We start from the raw sequence: 16,958 nt of genomic DNA on the forward strand, positions 1-16,958 counted from the left end.
GTCACCCCCGGTTCTCGCGGCCCGCTCAGGCGGGCACCGGCCGCCCGGTGCGGGCCGGGCGGACGAGGAAGGTGGCGGCGTAGACGGCGGTGGCGGTCGCCATGATGGCGAAGCTCGGTGGCAGCTTGGGCGCCGCCGCGCTGAGCAGCAGCCCGCCCCACATCTCCGCGACGGCGAGGGCGGCGGACAGGGCGAGCGCGCGGAACGGCCGGTCGGTGAGGCGAATCGCCGCGCCCGCCGGGGCGGCGAGCAGGCCGAGCAGCAGCAGGGACCCGACCGCCTGGGTGGCCTCGCCGGCGGTCGCGCCGACCAGGGCGAGGAAGGCGAGGCTGAGCGACCGTACGGGCACACCCCGGGCGGCGGCCACCGATTCGTCCAGGGTGGCGAACACCAGCGGCCGGGCGATCAGGAGCACGCACAGACAGATCACGCCCGCGACGGCGATGGCCGTCGCGGTCTGATCACCGTGCAGACCGAAGATCGAGCCGAACAGCACGCTGGTGCCGGCTCCACCCTGGGCGCCGCTGCGGGAGGTGGTGTAGACGGTCAGGAAGAAGGCGCCCAGGCCGAGGATCCACGCGAAGACGCTGCCGATCACCACGTCGTCCGCCCGCCCCTTGCGGCCGAGTCCGCCGATCAGCAGGCCCACGCCGATGGTCGCGGCGAAGAGTCCGAGCCGCAGGTCGTAGCCCCCGGCCAGGGCGGCCATCGCGCCGGTGAACGCGACGTGGCTGAGCGCGTCGCCGGTGAAGATCTGCGTCCGCAGCACCAGGAAGTACCCCACCAGGCCGCACGCCAGCGCGATGAACGTCCCGGCCAGCAGGGCGTGTTGGAAGAACGGCTGGGTGATGACGGTACTCACGTGGCAATCCCCGTCCGTAGTGGCGCCCGGCGGCCGACGGCCTCGCGGGCGAAGCGGTACAGGTGGGCGAGCACGAAGGCGACGAAGGAGAAGCCGGTGACGAAGAAGCCCAGCGGGTACGGCCGGTAGTACGCCGCGATCAGCCCGGCCCAGCACGCCGCCAGCCCGATGGCCACCGACAGCAGCATGCCCAACCCCGGCCTGGTGGTGAGCTGTTGGGCGGTCGCCGCCGGGATCACCATCAACGCGAAGACCAGCAGCGTGCCGGTGATCTGGCTCGCCTCGGCGGTCGCCGCGCCCAGCAGCACCAGGAAGAGCGTGCCCAGCGCGCGGACCGGGACGCCGCGACCGGCCGCCACCTCCGGGTCGACCGAGGCGAACAGCAGCGGCCGTCCGATCACCGCCAGCACGCCGAGGACCGCCGCGCCGACCACCGCCAGGACCACGACCTGGCCGGTGGTGATGCCCAGGAAGCTGCCGAACAGCAGCGCCGTCGGCCCCTCCAGCAGCCCCTTGTACAGGCTGATGAACAGGTACCCGCAGGCCAGCGCGAACGCCTGCACCGTCCCGGTGACGGCGGACTCCTCCGACCCGCTGCGCCGCAGCGCGGCGATCACGAGCGCGGCGGCGGTGCAGAACCCGAAGTAGCCGAGCGAGGTGGAGAAGCCGGCCAGCACGGCCAGCGACGCCCCGGGGAAGGCCGCGACCGACAGGGTGTGACCGGCGAAGGTCTGCCGGCGCAGGACCATGAACCAGCCGACGACCGCGCACACCACGGCCACGATCAGGCCGGCGCGGAAGGCGTTCACCATGAACGCGTAGGACCACATGTCCTGGACGTCGGCGATCAGGTCCCAGGTGGGGACCGGCGAGGTCGCGTCGGATGCCAGCAGCATCAGGAGCCCCCGTGCGGGCGCCGGTCGGTGTGGATGGCCGGGGCCTCCGGCTGGCCGACGACCACCAGCCGCCCGTCCGAGGTCCGCAGCACCTCGACGGGCGTGCGGTAGAGGCGGGTCAGCGTCTCGGAGGTGATCACCTCGGTCGGGGTGCCGCCGACGGCGCCGCCGTCGGCGAGGTAGAGCACCCGGTCCAGGTGGTGGAGGATCGGGTTGACGTCGTGGGCGACCATCAGCACCGACACACCCTCCCGGTGGCAGATCCGCCCCAGCAGGGCCGCGATCGCGCCCTGGTTGGGCAGGTCCAGGCTGTCCAACGGCTCGTCCAGCAGCAGGAGGCGCGGGCGCCGTATCAGCGCCTGCGCGATCAGCAGCCGCTGCTGCTCACCGCCCGAGCACTGCCCGATCGGCCGGTGGGCGTAGGCGGTGGCGCCGACCAACTCGACGACCTCCTCGACGCGTTCGCGCGCGGCCCGGCGCCCGGCACGGTTCAGGAACGGGACCGGGATCCCCCACGAATCCCCGTCCAGTCCCAGCCGGACCACGTCGAGGCCACGGACGCGGAGGCTCGCGTCGAAGGTGCGGCGCTGCGGCAGGTAGCCGACGGCCGCATTGCGCCCGCCGGGCGCCTCGCCGAGGACGCGCACCTCGCCGGCCGCCGCGGGCAGCACCCCGAGCAGGACCTTGACCAGGGTGGACTTCCCGACGCCGTTGGGGCCGAGGACTGCGGTGAACTCCCCGGCCCCCACGGTCAGTTCGACACCCGACCACAGGGTCCGCCCGCCCACGCGCACGGCGGCGCCGCGCAGCGACAGGACCGGCTCCGGCTCCGGCTCCCCACTGGGAGCGGTGCGCTCCATCTCCGTACGGACCGTCTCGATCGGGTGGATGCTCACTTGCCCGTCGCCTGCTTCAGCGCGTCGGCGATGCCCTGCAACTGCTGGGTCTGCCAGTCCTGGAAGGTGGCGTTCGCCGGGGTGAGGGTCTCGGTGACCTGGGCGACCGGTATGCCCTGCGCCTTGGCGGCGTCGACCTGGGCGACGACGTCGGGGTTGGAGTTCTGGCTGTTGTAGACGTAGATCTTGATCTGCTTGCCGGAGATCTGCTGGTCGATGGTGGCCTTGTCGGCGGCGGTCGGGTCGGTTCCCTCGCTCACCGCGTTCAGGAAGGTCTCCGGGGTGAGCGTCTTCAGGCCGACGCTCTCGGCGAGCGGGGTGACGATCGACTCCGAGGCGCCGATCGGGGTGCCCGCGTACGTGGCCTTGATGTCGGCTTCCAGCTGGGTGTACTTGGCCAGGGTCCGGGTGGTGAAGGTCTGCTTCCGGGCGTCGAAGTAGACCGCGTCGGCCGGGTCCATCTTCTGGTAGTCGGCGGTGATCCGGTCGATGACCTTGGTGACGCTCTCCGCCGAGTACCACTGGTGCGGGTTGTCGCCCTCCTTCTTGCCCAGCAGGTCGCCGACCTTCAGCGCGGTGCGGCCGGACGCGGGGTTGGCGGCGAGCAGCTTGTCCGACCAGGCGTCGTAGCCGATGCCGTTGCTGATCACGTAGTCCGCGCCCGCGACCGTACGGGCGTCGGCGGCGGTCGGCTCATAGGAGTGCGGGTCAGTGTCCGGGTTGGCGATGATGCTGGTCACCTTGACGTGGTCACCGCCGAGTTGGGTGGCGATCGAGCCCCAGAAGTTCTCCGCCGCCGTGACCTGGATGACCTTCGAGCTGCCGCCGGTGCCGCTGGCTCCCGAGGAGGCGGTCTTCGCCGGGGAGGAGGTCGAGCAGGCGGCGGTCGCGGCTAGGGCGGCGACACCGACGGCGCCGAGGACGACTCTGAGGGGCTTGCGGCGGGACTGGGCGGTGCTCATGGCGGGCTACTCCTCGCATACCTGCCGGCCCCGCCGCGTGGGCGGGGTCCGGCGCTGGTGGACATCGCCCAGCCTAGATAGAAACGATTTTCATAACCAGACCCGTTGGGCCCCAGATGGAAATCATTGCCAAAACTTGGGGCCTAGATGAAGATGATTATCAACGCTACTCTGTCCTCCGCTCCCCCATGACGGTGAGCAGACAATCTCGCCGGCGGATCGGCGGCGAGCGGGCTTGAACGAGCTTGAACGGGCTTGAGGGGCGGTCACCTGTGGTGGAGACGAGTCTCGGCAGCGCCCGGCACCTCCAGGTGGCACCGGCGGAGACTCCGCCGCGCTGGAGACCGGCACTGCTGATCGGCGGAGCGGCGGTCGCCACGGCCGCCGCGCTCGCGTGGGTGTGGGACGCGGGCGGGGTGCAGACCTGGCGCACCGTCATGGTGGCCATCGTGGTGCAGGGCGTGCCGTTCCTCGTGCTCGGCACGGTGGTGTCGGCCGCGATCGGCGCCTTCGTCCCGGAACGGGTGTTCACCCGCGTGCTGCCGAGGAATCCGGCGCTCGCCGTGCCGGTGGCCGGGGTGGCCGGCGCCGTCCTGCCCGGCTGCGAGTGCGCGTCCGTCCCGGTGGCGGGCAGCCTGATGCGGCGTGGGGTGGCTCCCGCGGCCGCCCTGGCGTTCCTGCTCTCCGCGCCCGCGATCAATCCGGTGGTACTGGTCGCCACCGCCATCGCCTTCCCGGGCAAGCCGGAGATGGTGCTGGCCCGGCTGGTGGCCTCGCTCGCCACGGCGGTCGTGATGGGCTGGCTGTGGGTGGCGTTCGGCCGGCCGGAGTGGCTACGGCTGCCGAAGGCGCCGGCCGACCACGGCGAGGGCGCGCGCAACCCGCTGGAGGAGTTCCGGCGAGGCCTGCAGCACGACTTCCTCCAGGCGGGCGGCTTCCTGGTGGTCGGCGCGGCGGCGGCCGCGACCTTCAACGTGCTCGTGCCGCCCTCGGTGCTGCGGACCTTCTCCGACTCGCCCTGGCTGGGCGTACCGGTACTGGCCTGCCTCGCCGTCATCCTGGCGGTCTGCTCCGAGGCGGACGCCTTCGTGGCCGCCTCGCTCACCGGCTTCTCCCCCGTCGCCCGGCTGGCCTTCATGGTGGTCGGTCCGATGGTCGACCTCAAGCTGATCGCCCTCCAGTCGGGCGCCTTCGGGCGGGCGTTCGCGCTCCGCTTCTCCGGTGCGACCTTCGTGGTCGCCGTCCTCGCCAGCGTCGTGATCGGAGGCGTGCTCCTGTGAAGGCCACCGTCCGGGGGCTCGCCCCGTCCCTGCTCGTCGCGCTGGTCGGCGTGGCCCTGCTGCGGATCACCGTCGGCAGCGACGTGTTCCTCCAGTACGTCAAGGAGGGCCTGCGGATCCCGCTGATCGCCTCGGGGATCGTCCTGCTCGGGCTGGGGGTCGCGGGCGTGGTGCGCCACGCGACCGGCCGCCGGCAGGAGCCCGTGATGCGGTTCGGGCGGGACGCCGAGGGCAACGCGGTCTGGGTCCGCCCCGCCCAGGAGGAAGGCCACACCCACGACCACGGGCACGACCACGGCCCGCGCGTGGCCTGGCTGCTGGCCGTACCCGCCGTGCTGCTGCTCTGCCTCACCCCGCCCCCGCTCGGCTCGTTCACCGCCTCCCGGGACGGCTCGGACGCCGTCGTCGAACCGGTCTCCTACGGCGGCCTGTCCGACCGGCCGACCGCACCGGGCAGCGGCGCGGGCGGCGGCGCGGGCGGCGGCGCAGGCGCTTCCGTCACAGTGGCGACGCCGATGTCCCTCACCGAGTTCATCGGCCGCAGCCGCGACCCCCAGAAGAGCCTGGCGGACCGCAAGGTCCGGCTCACCGGGTTCGTCTCGCCCGGGGCGCAGCCCGGCGAGTGGTACCTCAACCGGCTGGTCGTCAGCTGCTGCGCGGCCGACGCCCGCCGGCTGCGCGTCCTGGTGCAGACCACCGGCCCGGCGCCGGCCGCGGACAGCTGGGTGGACCTCACCGGGACCTGGCGGCCCAGCCCGGGTGCCCCGGCCACCGCCGCGCCGCGGATCGAGGTCTCCGAGCAGCACGCCGTCCCCCAGCCCCGGGCGCCGTACCGGGACGAACCACCGGCGGAGCAGTAGCCGCGCCCGGGGGCGACGCTCGCGCGCGGCCCCCGGTGCCCGGCTCTGGTCCTCGGAAATTCACGGGCAAGGGGCGGTAAAGCCGTCGGCCTCCGCCTTGTCGCCCGAGACGACCCGTCAGTAGCCTCAGGGCCTCACCAGTCGGCGCGACTGCCCGACTTCTGCACCTGTGGCCCATCGACGGAACCCGTCTGTCATGAGCCTGACGCCCGTCCTCACCTGGGCGTCCAACCGCCGTACAGCGCAAGCACCATGCCGGCCCGCGGCCACCGCCGGGGCCGGTCAGCACGTGCCCCGATCCGTCAGCACCGGCCCGAGCCCGTACCGGCGCGCACCCCCATCGCCGGCACCGGCCGCGCCCTCGTCCCCCCACGGAGGGTCGAACCTTGCGCTTCCACACCCCCACCGCTGCGCGCTCCCGGGCGCGCAGACTCCTCGCGGCCCTGCCCGCCCTGGCCATGGCCGCCACCGGCCTGCTCGCGACCACCGCGCCGAGCGCGGACGCCCAGACCGGGGCACCCGCCGCCACCACCAAGCGGGTCTGTGCCGCCCCGAGCCACCCCGGCGAGATGGCTTGCCTGGCGCTCGTCCGCACCGACCTCGCCCAGCACCTGACGCTCTCCCCGGCCATCAACCCGTCCGGGTACGGGCCCAGCGACCTCGCCTCCGCCTACAACCTGCCCACCTCGGCCGGTTCCGGCGCCACCGTGGCCATCGTCGACTCCAACGACGACCCCAACGCGGAGTCCGACCTCGCCGCCTACCGCTCCCAGTACAACCTGCCCGCCTGCACCACCGCCAACGGCTGCTTCAAGAAGGTCGACCAGCGCGGCGGCACCAGCTACCCGACCGCCGACACCGGCTGGGCCGGCGAGATCTCCCTCGACGTCGACATGGTCAGCGCCGTCTGCCCCAACTGCCACATCCTGCTGGTCGAGGCCGACAGCGCGACCATGGACAACCTCGGCACCGCCGTCAACACGGCGGTGAGCATGGGCGCCAAGTACGTCTCCAACAGCTACGGCGGCTCCGAGGACTCCACCGACACCGCCTCCGACGCCAGCTACTTCAACCACCCGGGCGTCGCCATCACCGTCTCCTCCGGCGACTCCGGCTACGGCGTCGAGTACCCCGCCGCCTCCCAGTACGTCACCGCCGTCGGCGGCACCAGCCTCAACCGGGCCTCCACCGCCCGCGGTTGGAGCGAGTCGGTCTGGGGCAGCAGCGCCGGCGGCAACGGCGCCGGCTCCGGCTGCTCCGCCTACGACCCCAAGCCGAGCTGGCAGAAGGACACCGGCTGCGGCAAGCGCACCGTCGCCGACGTCTCCGCCGTCGCCGACCCGGCCACCGGCGTCGCCGTCTACCAGACCTACGGCGGTTCCGGCTGGAACGTCTACGGCGGCACCAGCGCCTCCGCCCCGATCATCGCCGCCGTGTACGCCCTCGCCGGCGCCCCGGCCTCCGGGACCACCCCGGCCTCGTACCCGTACGCCCACACCGGCTCGCTCTACGACGTGACCAGCGGCGCCAACGGCAGCTGCTCCCCGTCCTACCTGTGCACCGCCGCCACCGGCTACGACGGCCCGACCGGCCTCGGCACGCCCAACGGCACCGCCGCCTTCACCTCCGGCAGCACGGGCGGCAACACCGTCTCCGTCACCAACCCCGGCAGCCAGAGCACCGCCCAGGGCTCCGCCGTCAGCCTCCAGATCCACGCCACCGACTCCGCCTCCGGCCAGACCCTCACCTACAGCGCGAGCGGCCTGCCCGCCGGCCTGTCCGTCAACTCCTCCACCGGCCTGATCACCGGCACCGCGACCACCGCCGGCAACTCCACCGCCACGGTCACCGCCATCGACACCACCGGCGCCAGCGGCTCCACCACCTTCGGCTGGACCGTCACCGGCGCCGGCGGCGGCTGCACCCCCGCCCAGTTGCTCGGCAACCAGGGCTTCGAGACCGGCAGCGCCGCCCCGTGGACGGCCAGCTCCGGCGTCATCGACAACTCCAGCAGCGAAGCCGCCCACAGCGGCAGCTGGAAGGCCTGGCTCGACGGCTACGGCACCACCCACACCGACTCCCTCACCCAGACGGTGACCATCCCGGCCGGCTGCCGGGCGTCGCTCAGCTTCTACCTGCACATCGACACCGCCGAGACGGGCTCCACGGCGTACGACAAGCTGACGGTCTCCGTCAACGGCACCGCGCTGAAGACCTACTCCAACGTGGACGCCGCCGCCGGGTACCAGCTGCGCACCTTCGACCTCTCGTCCTACGCGGGCCAGAGCGTCACCGTGAAGTTCAACGGCGTCGAGGACGGCTCGCTCCAGACCAGCTTCGTCATCGACGACACCGCCATTCAGACCAGCTGACACCCCGGCACCAGCAAGGAGCCGCGGCGCCCACGCGCCGCGGCTCCTTCCCGCGTTCACCCCTTCAGCAGCCCCCGCTCGTACGCCCGGACCAGGTTGCGCGGGACGAGGTGCTCGCGCCCCTCGACGGTGATCGGGACGAGCTGCGGCGCGCTCGCCTTCCACTGGGCACGGCGGTGCCGGGTGTTGCTGCGGGAGGTCTTCCGCTTGGGGACGGCCATGTCGGGCTCCTATCGGCTATCGGGTGGTCGAGGAGTAGGGAAGCAGGGCCATTTCACGGGCGTTCTTGACCGAGCGGGCCACGGCCCGCTGCTGCTGGACGGTCAGCCGGGTGACCCGGCGGCTGCGGATCTTGCCGCGGTCGGAGACGAACCTGCGCAGCAGGTCCGTGTCCTTGTAGTCGACGTAGGTGATGCCCGCCTCGAAAAGGGGGTTCGGGCGCGGACGGGCCGGACGGCCGCCGGCGGGGCGCTTGGCCATGTCAGTTTGTTCTCTCTGATCAGGAGACGGGTTCGAGCAGGTCCTCGAACGCGTCCGGCAGGGTCTTCCAGCCCGCCTCCCCCGCCGCCAGTTCGGCGTCGGTGAGCAGGCAGGAGTCGAGCAGGTCGGTGATCCCGTCGACGTCCAACCCCTCGGCGGTGAAGGCGAGTTGCTGGACACGGTCGCCGTGCACGGGGTGCCAGTCGAGGGCGGCGGCCGCCCTGCGGGAGGGCGGGTAGAACTCCCAGGCGGCGTCGGGCAGTCCGGCCAGCCAGGGGCCGCACTCCTCGACGGCCAGATCGGCCCCGGCCGCGTCCCAGGCCAGCATCAGCTCGGGCCGGTTGGCCAGCCAGAACCGTCCGCGGCTGCGCTGCGCCGCCGGGACGAGCAGCTCCAGCGCCTCGTACAGCCGGCCCGGGTGCAGCGGGCGGCGACGCTCCCACACCAGGGTGGCCACGCCCGCCTCGTCGGCCTGCTGCGGCAGCAGCGCGAGGGCGGGGTTGACCCGGTCCCGGGCGGCCGCGACGTCGAAGCCGCCCAGGGCCGCCCGCAGCAGCTCTCCGGTGCCCAGCAGCACGCGCCGGGCCGTGGGGTGGAGCTGGCGCAGCATCGCGAGGCCCGTCTCCCCGCCCCGGGCTACGGCGATCGTGGTGGCGTACTCGATCTGGTGGGCGAGGGCCTCCGCGCGGCTGCGGGAGTCCTCCGGGGCGGTGTGCTCGCCATGCTCGGCGAGGCCGTCGGAGACGGAGAGTTCGCCGAGCAGCCGGTCCGGGTCGACGGCCACCACCACGCCCGCCAGTTCGACGAACTCCTCCAGCGGACGGCCGTCCACCTCCCCGGCGGCGATCACCTCGACGGCGGGGTGCGGGTCGCTGCCGCCCCACAGCTCGACGACGGCCAGCCCGTGCTGCCCGGCCTCCGCGATCCGGCGCAGCTCGGGCAGCAGGTCCTCGCGCAGGGCGCAGCAGGGGCAGTCGTTGATCAGCGGGACGTCCGTCGCGGCGATCGTGCCGCCGGCGTCGCGCAGTTCACGGTGGACGGTACGGCGCGAGGCGTCGCGCAGGTCGTGGTGGAGGACGATGCCGTCGACACCTCCGTCCAGCAACTCCTGGACGGCGCGGCGGCGTTCGGCGCGGTGCAGCCCGGCCACCACGACGACCGGAAGCCTGACGTGTGCGGGCATCGCGCTCACCAACTCGACTTCCGCACACCGGGCAGCTGTCCGGCGTGGGCCATACCGCGCAGGTTGATCCGGGAGAGCCCGAAGGCCCGCTGGTATCCGCGCGGCCGTCCGTCGACGGCGTCGCGGTTACGGACCCGGGTGGCGCTGGCATCGCGGGGCTGGCGGGCGAGCTCGGCCTGGGCGGCGGCGCGCTCGGCGGGTGCCGTGCCCGGGTGGGCGATGATCCGCTTGAGCTCGGCGCGGCGCTCGGCGTACCGGGCGACGATCGCGCGCCGCTGGTCGTTCTTGGCGATCTTGCTCTGCTTGGCCATCAGACCTTCTCCCCCCGGGCACGGATGCGGGCGACGGCGGCCTCGATGCCGATCACGTCCACGGTCTTCAAGCCCTTGGCACTGAGCGAGAGCCGCACGTACCGGCCCTCGCTGGGCAGCCAGTAGCGCTTGCGCTGGATGTTGGGGTCGAAGCGGCGGCTGCTGCGGCGGTGCGAGTGCGAGATCGCGTTCCCGAACCCCGGCCTGCGGCCGGTCAGTTGGCAGTGGGCGGACATGGGCTACTCCGGTGGGCGAGTACGGGGACATGGCAGTGGCCCGCCCCGGGCTCGGTGGCCCGGGCGGCCTGCCCACAGTAGCCTAGATGAAAATGGATTTCATTTGCTAATGTCGCCCCCACCCCCAACCGACAAGGAGGCCCGCCGTGGCCCGCAACGAACTGCGCCCGATCATCAAACTTCGCTCCACCGCTGGCACCGGCTACACGTACGTGACCCGCAAGAACCGCCGCAACGACCCCGACCGGCTGGTCCTGCGCAAGTACGACCCCGTCGCCCGACGGCACGTCGACTTCCGCGAGGAACGCTGACCGCTCCGGGTCACCTCCGGGACAAGCACGCCGACGCCCAGGGCGGTGATCTCGCTGCCGGTGACGACGACGGTCGCGCCGGGGACAGCTGGGGCCGAAGTACCGTCGATCAACGGGGCGTTGGCGAGGGCCGGGCCCGTCGGGTCCTGAGTCATGACGCCGGGTCTTCCCCCGGCCCGACTCAGGGGAACCCCGTAAGAGAAAACGCGGAGGCCGCCACCGGCGTTGCGGTGGCGGCCTCCTGGCGTCGGGCCCGGGTCAGCGGAGCTGGAACAGCGCGCTGTGGGTGGTGCCGTCGTTCAGGCCGAGGGTGAAGGTCCGGCAGGTGCCGCTCCAGCCCTTGTCGGTCTTCCAGACGTACGTGTAGCTGCCGCTCGCCGCGTCGTACTGCAGGGTGCTGCCGCCGGAGTTCTGGGCCGGGACGGGGGCGCCGATGGCCGCACCCGTGGTGCAGTCGGTCTGCTGCACGGTGGGCTGGCCGGCGGCGAGCACACCGAGGCCGCGGTCGCCGCCGAGACCGAAGACGATCGGGACGGCGCGCCCGGCGTTGATCGCGTTGACCGCCGGCGGGTTGGCGACCGGCGCCCGGAAGCCGCTGAACGCATAGACGTAGCCGTACTGGGCGGCGCCGCTGGTCCCGGCCGGGGTGGTGACGGTGACGCCGACCGCGCCGACGGCGCTCGCGGCGGGGGCGGTCGCGGTGATCTGCGTGTCGCTGTCGACGGTGAAGGCCGCCGCCGGGGTGCCACCGAAGCTGACGGCGGTGGCGCCGGTGAAGTTGCCGCCGGTGACGGTCACCGTGGTACCGCCCGCCAGCGGGCCCTGGGCGGGGGCGAGGCCCGTGACGACCGGCGCCGGGGCCTGGTAGGTGTACGTCCCGGCGGTCACGGTGCGGCCCCGGGCCGTCAGGGAGACGCTGACGGCGCCGGCGGCGTGCGCCGGGGCGGTCGCGGTGACGGTGGTGTCGTTGACGACGGTGAAGCTGCTCGCCGGGGTGCCGCCGAAGGAGACGCCGATGGTGCCGTACAGGTGGCTGCCCGTCAGGGTGACGGTGGCGCCGCCCGCGGCCGGACCGTGGTCGGGGGCGAGGCCGGTACCGGTGGGCGGCGGGGGCGCCATCCCCAGCTGGTAGACGCTCTGGCCGACGGGGAAGCTGGAGGTGATGGTGAGCGTCGCGGTGTCGATGATCGACACGGTGTCGGTGGTCAGGCTGGAGACGTAGACGTGCCTGCCGTCGGGGTTGGCCAGGACGGCGGTCGACCAGCCGCCCGTCGGAATGCTGGCGACCATGGTGTTGGTCGTGGTGTCGACCACGGACGTCGTGCCCAGGGCGCTGCCGACGTAGACGTGGCCGCCGTCCGGCGAGACGGCCACGCCCTGCGGGAGCCAGCCGACCGTGACGGTCGAGATGACCGTGGCGGTGGCGGTGTCGACCACCTCGAGGTTCCGGTTCCGGCTGTTGCTGACGTACGCGCGCGAGCCGTCCGGGCTGAACGCCGCCCCGAACGCACCCGGGACCGGGATGGTGGCGGCGACGGTGTTGGTGGCGGTGTCGATCACCGTCACCGCACTGCGGGCGGGGCTGGGGACGTAGACCTGGTGGCCGTCCGGGGAGACCGCGATCTGCGCCGCCTGGTCACCGGTCGGGACGGTGGCGGTGATCGCCCGGGTGGCCGTGTCGATGACCGCCACCCCGCCCTCGTAGTAGTCGACGTAGGCGTACTTGCCGTCGGGTGAGAAGGCGATCGCCGTCGGCGAGTGGTAGGTGCCGAGGTCGATGGTCCCGGTGACGGTGTTGGTGGCGGTGTCGACCACCGAGACCGTGTAGGTGCCGGTGCCGGTCCACACCTGGGAGCCGTCCGGGGTGACCGCCACGTACGGAGACGCCCCACCGCTCGCGAGGGTGGAGACCGTCGCCCCGCTGGCCGGGTCGACGGCGAGGACGCCTGCGTAACCGGAGGGGGCGTAGAGCACGGATGCGGAGTCGGCCGCGTGCGCGGACACGGCCGGCAGCACCGCGCCGACGGTGCCGAGGATCGCGGTCGTCAGCGTCGCCGCCACGCCGCGCCGCAGGAGGCGCGGGCGTCCTTCGGGCGCGGGTCGCCGGCCAAGGGCCAGTCGCATGAGGTCCACCTCTCGGAGGGAACTGACCGGAAGCATTCGTTCCGGTTCAACTCACACTATTCACATCGCCCTTGATGGAGTATCACTTTCCGCTTTTTGGCCATGGAGAGGCGCATATTGATCGAACCTGACCGCCTCTGTCACCTCGCCCGGATCGCCGTCGCCGGCCCGCCCGGCGCCCGGCTCGACGCCTTGTGGCTGCTGACCCGCCTGGCCGTCGACTGGCACGACGAGTACGACCTCCCCCTCGGTATCAACACCGCTGCCTGACGCGCCGCAATCGTCAGTCAGGAGGGGAACCTGCGCTGGTACGACGAGAGAACACACCGGACGCCGCTCCCTGGGGGCACCTCCCGGCCGGAGGCTGAGGAGGGCAAAGGTTGCCTGACGCGGCACTAGAGGGACCACGAGGTCCTCCGCGGCGGCCGCTCCCCAACCAGGTCGAGGGCCTGTTCAGCGGTTCCTCACGGCGGCCGCGGCAATGCGGGCCCGAGCGACGGCGTCCTCCGGGCGCTCCAGTGGGTCGGGGCGGTACGTGTCGCTCAGGGGCGTGGAGCGCAGGAGGTGGTTGTAGCCCGCGGCACCGCCGCCGCGCATCATCTCCATGTACATCACTCGCAGGACTGCCGTGAGCTCGGCTGTCGTGACGTTCATGCGGTATCGGGTGGAACCGTCCGCCCGGCGTGCTCGGGCGATCGCGGCGCCCAGTGCGGGCGCGTCCACGCCGGGCAGGGCGCCGGCCTCCGCGCCCGCGCAGACCGCGCGCAGGACGGGCAGGTCTATGCTGCGAACGCTGATCACGGTGTCGTACTCATCGTCGGTCACGGGCGGGGCGGGCTTCGTCCTCGGGCGGTCCCGCAGCGCCCGGTAGTGCAGGAGGTCCCGCCCCAGCGTGGTCGCGCGCAGCGCCCACGCCGGCCGGGAGCCGTCGGCGGCGAGGGCGTCGAGCGACTCGGGGCCGGCAGCCTCGCACAGACCCGCCTTCACGAGCCGCCGGGCGTTCGCGTTCGCGGCGACCCGACGCTCCAAGGGCAGCTCCCCGGTCGGCCGGTCGCTGCCCCCGGCAGCGGCGGCTTCCAGCATCGCCCACTCGTCCTGACTCAGCGCCACAGCGCCCTCCCTCAACGTGACCGTTCCGATCCTGGCACGCAGATCCGGTGCAGCACCCGGCTTTCGGACTTCCCGGCCCTGGGCAGGCGAACGGCTCCCCTACCCGGGGCCGGTCCTGGTCGTTTCCTGCGGGGGTGGCTCCGTGCCGCGCTACCGCTGTCTCCCGACGACGAAGCGCGCTTCCAGCAGGACCCCATCAGCCCGGTACGCCGCCGTGGACGGCCCGTCCCGTCGTCGATGCGGGGTCGCACACAGCGCGGAGTCGGCCGGCTGCGTGAGCGGCCTCGCCGTCGCCGCGCAGGGCCGCCGCCGCCCGTCCGTCGACCTGCGGGTCGACGCGGTCGTGCTCGTAACGCACCTCGTAGCGACGGGGGTCCCGCTCGTCCCAGGGGCAAACGCGTCCGCCGTCCCGCGGGAATGACACCGCCGATCGGGGGTAAGCGCGTCGGCCGGACCGCCACGCCGCCGAACGGAGAGGTCATGGTCGGAGCGGAGAACTTCCCCACCAGGCTGTACGCCGAGCACCGGGCCATCGAGGCGGTGCTCGGACGGCTGGATGCAGGTGGGCCTCCCCTCGAGGACCTGCGGCTCCTCGGCTGCCTCCAGCGCCTCCTGATCCCCCACCTCGCCGCCGAGGAGGAGCACCTGTATCCGCTGGTCCGGCGGCACCTGTCGGCCGGTGGCCCGCTCGCGGACGTCGGGGCCCACACCCACGCGACGATCCGCCGGCTGCTCGAACAGGCCCTGGAGGCCCAGACGTCCCCCACGGGGCGGCGTGCCACCGCCGCGCTGCTCATCGTGCTGCGAGCCCACCTGCACGGGGAGGAGCAGCGGCTGTTCCCGGCGCTTCGGGCCCGTGCCGCGCCGGAGGAGCTGCGCCGGTGCGAGCGCCGCCTGCACGCGGGGCGCCCCGAACCGCCGGCCTCCCCCGTGTGGGGTCTTCCGCCCGGCACCGGGGCCATCGCCGCCGTTCGGGACCACCTCACGGGCCACGACACCTCGTCGCAGCGCAGGGGCTCTCCGTGAGCGATTCGGCAGGCCCCCGGCGCACACGTCGCCGCCCAGGACCGTACGGGTCACTCGCGACGAGCCTGCTCACCGCCCGGCGGGTGCCCCGCGCCGCGCCCGGCCGCACCGGGCCCGGTCCTCACGTCCCCGCACTGCCGACACGCGCCGAAACGGCGGACGGCCCGGTGTGAACCGCGCGCCTGCGGGCACACGCGGCCTGGACGGAACCGACCGCCGACGAGACGAGGAGTGAACCGATGGGTACCGAGGACAAGGCGCGCAACCTGGCGCAGAAGGCACACGGCAAGGCCAAGGAGGCCGTGGGCAAGGCCACCGGCGACCGGGTCGTCGAGGCCAAGGGCCGCGCCGAGCAGATGGGGAGCGACCTGAAGCAGGCCGCCGAGAAGGTCAAGGACGCCGGAAAGGACTGACCCGGCCGGCCCCCGCCCGTCCCGGTGACGTGACGGGGGCATCCGGGGCCCACGACCCGGCCCGGCAGGAGCAGCCGGTGCCGCACGAACCCCCCTGACCGAGATCGACCGGGCCGATCGTCCGAGGGTCCGGCCCCGCCACCCGGCGAACGGCCGATCCGGTCAGGGGCGTCACTGGTCGGAGTAGCTGAGGTCCCCCACCGTCCAGCTGCTCACGTCGGCGATGGCGATCCGGTACATGCCCCCGGTGTGGGGCAGACCGTAGCTGCCCTGCAGGATGCGGGCGACGTGCAGATGCAGATGCGTCGGTCGCGCGACAGGCGGCGCCACGTCGCCGGCGTCACCGGCGTCGTCGCCGGTGCCGGGCGCCGTGAACAGTACGGCGAAGGGCTTCAAGTGTTCGGAGGCGGCGAGGACTTCGGCCACCCGTTCGTTCCACAGGCTTTCCGGCGCCAGGCGGCCGGTGATGACCGCCCCCGGGACGACCACGGTCAAAGGCATCTGGTTGCTGCGCTCGGACTCCACCATTGCGGCGATGTCGACGAGCAGCCCATCAGGGTTCGACATGAACCAGAGGATAGTGCCCGCCGCAAGCCGCCCGCACGGACGCCCCGGCCCGCGACCCGGCCGGACGCCGCGCGGTACGGGGCGACGCCCGGGGTCAGAGTGTGAACATCGCGGTGAAGGGCTGAGTGATGCGTACCTGCCGTGAACCGAAGTCGACGAGCACGGCGATGTCGCCTTCGACACCGATGACCCGGCCGAGGCCGTACGCGTCATGAGTGACCCGGTCGCCGACGGCGAAGTGCTTGGGCGGGGCCTCGGCCCGGGCCTTGAAGGGGCTGGTGGGCAGATGGCGGGGGACTGCTCCGTATTTCGTCATTGCTCGCCAGTATGCGCCCCGGAGGCGCGGGGTCGGGCTTTCTCGGCGCCATCGATTTCCGGGGATCTTGCAGCGACGCGTGCGCGCGTCCGGTCCGCCCCCTCGACGGCGCCGACAGGCGTGATCCATCCCCAGGCCGGCTGCCGCCGTGAGGGCGGACACGCCGCACCCGCGATCCTCGCGGTAGGGGCGGTCGGCCCGGAGACTGATCCACTCGGTCAACCGGCGCTCGCTCCAAGCACGTTGACGGGTCCGTCGGCACTGGTCCGGCAGCTCCAGGGTGGGGTCCCGAGAATCCGAGCGGAAACATCCCGCCACGACGGGCCGCGGCCTGCTACTCTTGCCGTAGTTGCAGTAGTGGTTCCCATGAATTTTGTGTGCGCCTGCTGATGTTTCGCGGGCGCATTTTTCTTTACCCGGATTTTCCCGGGTGGGTGCTCATCGCGGCGACTCGAAGTCCGCGCTGTGCGGGCTTCGGACAGCCCTTGAAGGAGATTTTTTATGGCTAATGGCACTGTGAAGTGGTTCAACTCGGAAAAGGGCTTCGGCTTCATCGAGCAGGAGGGTGGCGGCCCCGACGTCTTCGCCCACTACTCGAACATCAACGCCAACGGCTTCCGTGAGCTGCTCGAGGGCCAGAAGGTCGAGTTCGACGTCACGCAGGGCCAGAAGGGCCCGCAGGCGGAGAACATTCGCCCGCTGTAGTTTTCTGCCACGGCACCCGCCAAGCAGCGAGGGGCCCGCACCGCGCAC

21 protein-coding genes are annotated in these 16,958 nt (G+C 72.7%); 8 read left to right on the forward strand and 13 right to left on the reverse strand.

What is annotated here, in order from left to right:
- Positions 1–25: 25 nt before the first annotated feature.
- From ACIBCA_RS02365 to ACIBCA_RS02380, 4 genes are read right to left on the reverse strand one after another with little or no spacing between them, the layout of a single operon-like run.
- Entirely contained in the window at positions 26–862 is an 837-nt protein-coding gene (locus tag ACIBCA_RS02365; RefSeq protein ID WP_396280902.1) for a metal ABC transporter permease, read from the reverse strand.
- Positions 859–1,758 carry a metal ABC transporter permease gene (locus ACIBCA_RS02370; RefSeq protein WP_396280903.1) on the reverse strand — a complete coding sequence of 300 codons (900 nt, stop codon included), beginning with the start codon at positions 1,756–1,758 and terminating at the stop codon, positions 859–861. The genes ACIBCA_RS02365 and ACIBCA_RS02370 overlap by 4 nt, the downstream gene beginning before the upstream one ends.
- The gene (locus ACIBCA_RS02375; protein WP_396280904.1) at positions 1,758–2,654 is read right to left on the reverse strand and encodes a metal ABC transporter ATP-binding protein; all 897 of its coding nucleotides are present in this window, start codon (positions 2,652–2,654) and stop codon (positions 1,758–1,760) included. The genes ACIBCA_RS02370 and ACIBCA_RS02375 overlap by 1 nt, the downstream gene beginning before the upstream one ends.
- Complete coding sequence (locus ACIBCA_RS02380; protein ID WP_396280905.1) at positions 2,651–3,616, reverse strand: metal ABC transporter solute-binding protein, Zn/Mn family; 966 nt, start codon at positions 3,614–3,616, stop codon at positions 2,651–2,653. Before ACIBCA_RS02380 ends, ACIBCA_RS02375 begins: the two co-directional genes overlap by 4 nt.
- Positions 3,617–3,927: 311 nt before the next feature.
- On the opposite strand from ACIBCA_RS02380, the gene ACIBCA_RS02385 reads away from it, so the two are divergent.
- The 3 genes from ACIBCA_RS02385 to ACIBCA_RS02395 all read left to right on the forward strand — a co-directional run bounded on the left by ACIBCA_RS02385 (position 3,928) and on the right by ACIBCA_RS02395 (position 8,128).
- A complete protein-coding gene (locus ACIBCA_RS02385) occupies positions 3,928–4,896 on the forward strand; it encodes a permease (RefSeq protein WP_396281232.1) in 969 nt (322 codons plus the stop codon).
- Positions 4,893–5,756 carry a TIGR03943 family putative permease subunit gene (locus tag ACIBCA_RS02390; protein WP_396280906.1) on the forward strand — a complete coding sequence of 288 codons (864 nt, stop codon included), beginning with the start codon at positions 4,893–4,895 and terminating at the stop codon, positions 5,754–5,756. Before ACIBCA_RS02385 ends, ACIBCA_RS02390 begins: the two co-directional genes overlap by 4 nt.
- Before the next feature lie 386 nt (positions 5,757–6,142).
- A complete protein-coding gene (locus ACIBCA_RS02395) occupies positions 6,143–8,128 on the forward strand; it encodes a putative Ig domain-containing protein (RefSeq protein WP_396280907.1) in 1,986 nt (661 codons plus the stop codon).
- Positions 8,129–8,184: 56 nt separating this feature from the next.
- On the opposite strand, the gene rpmF is transcribed toward ACIBCA_RS02395, so the two are convergent.
- The 5 genes from rpmF to rpmB are packed head-to-tail and all read right to left on the reverse strand — an operon-like array spanning position 8,185 to position 10,338.
- Positions 8,185–8,349, reverse strand: a complete 165-nt coding sequence (gene rpmF / locus ACIBCA_RS02400; RefSeq protein ID WP_396280908.1) for a 50S ribosomal protein L32 — start codon at positions 8,347–8,349, stop codon at positions 8,185–8,187.
- Positions 8,350–8,365: 16 nt separating this feature from the next.
- Complete coding sequence (rpsR, locus tag ACIBCA_RS02405; protein ID WP_396280909.1) at positions 8,366–8,608, reverse strand: 30S ribosomal protein S18; 243 nt, start codon at positions 8,606–8,608, stop codon at positions 8,366–8,368.
- A 19-nt stretch (positions 8,609–8,627) separates the two neighbouring features.
- On the reverse strand, positions 8,628–9,791 hold the full coding sequence (locus tag ACIBCA_RS02410; protein ID WP_396280910.1) for a CobW family GTP-binding protein: 1,164 nt from the start codon (positions 9,789–9,791) through the stop codon (positions 8,628–8,630).
- A gap of 5 nt (positions 9,792–9,796) precedes the next feature.
- Positions 9,797–10,102 (reverse strand): 30S ribosomal protein S14, encoded by a 306-nt coding sequence (gene rpsN / locus ACIBCA_RS02415; RefSeq protein ID WP_396280911.1) that lies wholly within the window; start codon positions 10,100–10,102, stop codon positions 9,797–9,799.
- Entirely contained in the window at positions 10,102–10,338 is a 237-nt protein-coding gene (gene rpmB / locus ACIBCA_RS02420) for a 50S ribosomal protein L28 (protein ID WP_396280912.1), read from the reverse strand. Before rpmB ends, rpsN begins: the two co-directional genes overlap by 1 nt.
- 146 nt (positions 10,339–10,484) lie before the next feature.
- Here rpmB and rpmG point away from each other — a divergent pair, with 146 nt between their 5' ends.
- A complete protein-coding gene (rpmG, locus tag ACIBCA_RS02425) occupies positions 10,485–10,649 on the forward strand; it encodes a 50S ribosomal protein L33 (protein WP_350741047.1) in 165 nt (54 codons plus the stop codon).
- Positions 10,650–10,907: 258 nt separating this feature from the next.
- On the opposite strand, the gene ACIBCA_RS02430 is transcribed toward rpmG, so the two are convergent.
- Positions 10,908–12,773, reverse strand: coding sequence for a PxKF domain-containing protein (locus tag ACIBCA_RS02430; RefSeq protein ID WP_396280913.1), 1,866 nt, complete (start codon positions 12,771–12,773; stop codon positions 10,908–10,910).
- A 117-nt stretch (positions 12,774–12,890) separates the two neighbouring features.
- On the opposite strand from ACIBCA_RS02430, the gene ACIBCA_RS02435 reads away from it, so the two are divergent.
- Entirely contained in the window at positions 12,891–13,043 is a 153-nt protein-coding gene (locus ACIBCA_RS02435) for a hypothetical protein (RefSeq protein ID WP_396280914.1), read from the forward strand.
- A 183-nt stretch (positions 13,044–13,226) separates the two neighbouring features.
- Here the strand turns inward: ACIBCA_RS02435 and ACIBCA_RS02440 are convergent, their stop codons facing one another.
- Positions 13,227–13,883, reverse strand: coding sequence for a hypothetical protein (locus ACIBCA_RS02440; RefSeq protein WP_396280915.1), 657 nt, complete (start codon positions 13,881–13,883; stop codon positions 13,227–13,229).
- Between the two features lie 480 nt (positions 13,884–14,363).
- On the opposite strand from ACIBCA_RS02440, the gene ACIBCA_RS02445 reads away from it, so the two are divergent.
- Both ACIBCA_RS02445 and ACIBCA_RS02450 read left to right on the forward strand, forming a co-directional pair.
- The gene (locus ACIBCA_RS02445) at positions 14,364–14,909 is read left to right on the forward strand and encodes a hemerythrin domain-containing protein (RefSeq protein ID WP_396280916.1); all 546 of its coding nucleotides are present in this window, start codon (positions 14,364–14,366) and stop codon (positions 14,907–14,909) included.
- A 239-nt stretch (positions 14,910–15,148) separates the two neighbouring features.
- Positions 15,149–15,322, forward strand: coding sequence for a CsbD family protein (locus ACIBCA_RS02450; protein WP_396280917.1), 174 nt, complete (start codon positions 15,149–15,151; stop codon positions 15,320–15,322).
- A 171-nt stretch (positions 15,323–15,493) separates the two neighbouring features.
- Here the strand turns inward: ACIBCA_RS02450 and ACIBCA_RS02455 are convergent, their stop codons facing one another.
- Both ACIBCA_RS02455 and ACIBCA_RS02460 read right to left on the reverse strand, forming a co-directional pair.
- Entirely contained in the window at positions 15,494–15,889 is a 396-nt protein-coding gene (locus tag ACIBCA_RS02455) for a hypothetical protein (RefSeq protein WP_396280918.1), read from the reverse strand.
- Between the two features lie 94 nt (positions 15,890–15,983).
- The gene (locus ACIBCA_RS02460) at positions 15,984–16,205 is read right to left on the reverse strand and encodes a hypothetical protein (RefSeq protein ID WP_396280919.1); all 222 of its coding nucleotides are present in this window, start codon (positions 16,203–16,205) and stop codon (positions 15,984–15,986) included.
- A 501-nt stretch (positions 16,206–16,706) separates the two neighbouring features.
- Here ACIBCA_RS02460 and ACIBCA_RS02465 point away from each other — a divergent pair.
- Positions 16,707–16,910 carry a cold-shock protein gene (locus ACIBCA_RS02465; protein WP_045694210.1) on the forward strand — a complete coding sequence of 68 codons (204 nt, stop codon included), beginning with the start codon at positions 16,707–16,709 and terminating at the stop codon, positions 16,908–16,910.
- Positions 16,911–16,958 lie beyond the last annotated feature (48 nt).

The sequence above is a fragment of the Kitasatospora sp. NPDC051170 genome (assembly GCF_044455705.1).
GTDB lineage: Bacteria > Actinomycetota > Actinomycetes > Streptomycetales > Streptomycetaceae > Kitasatospora.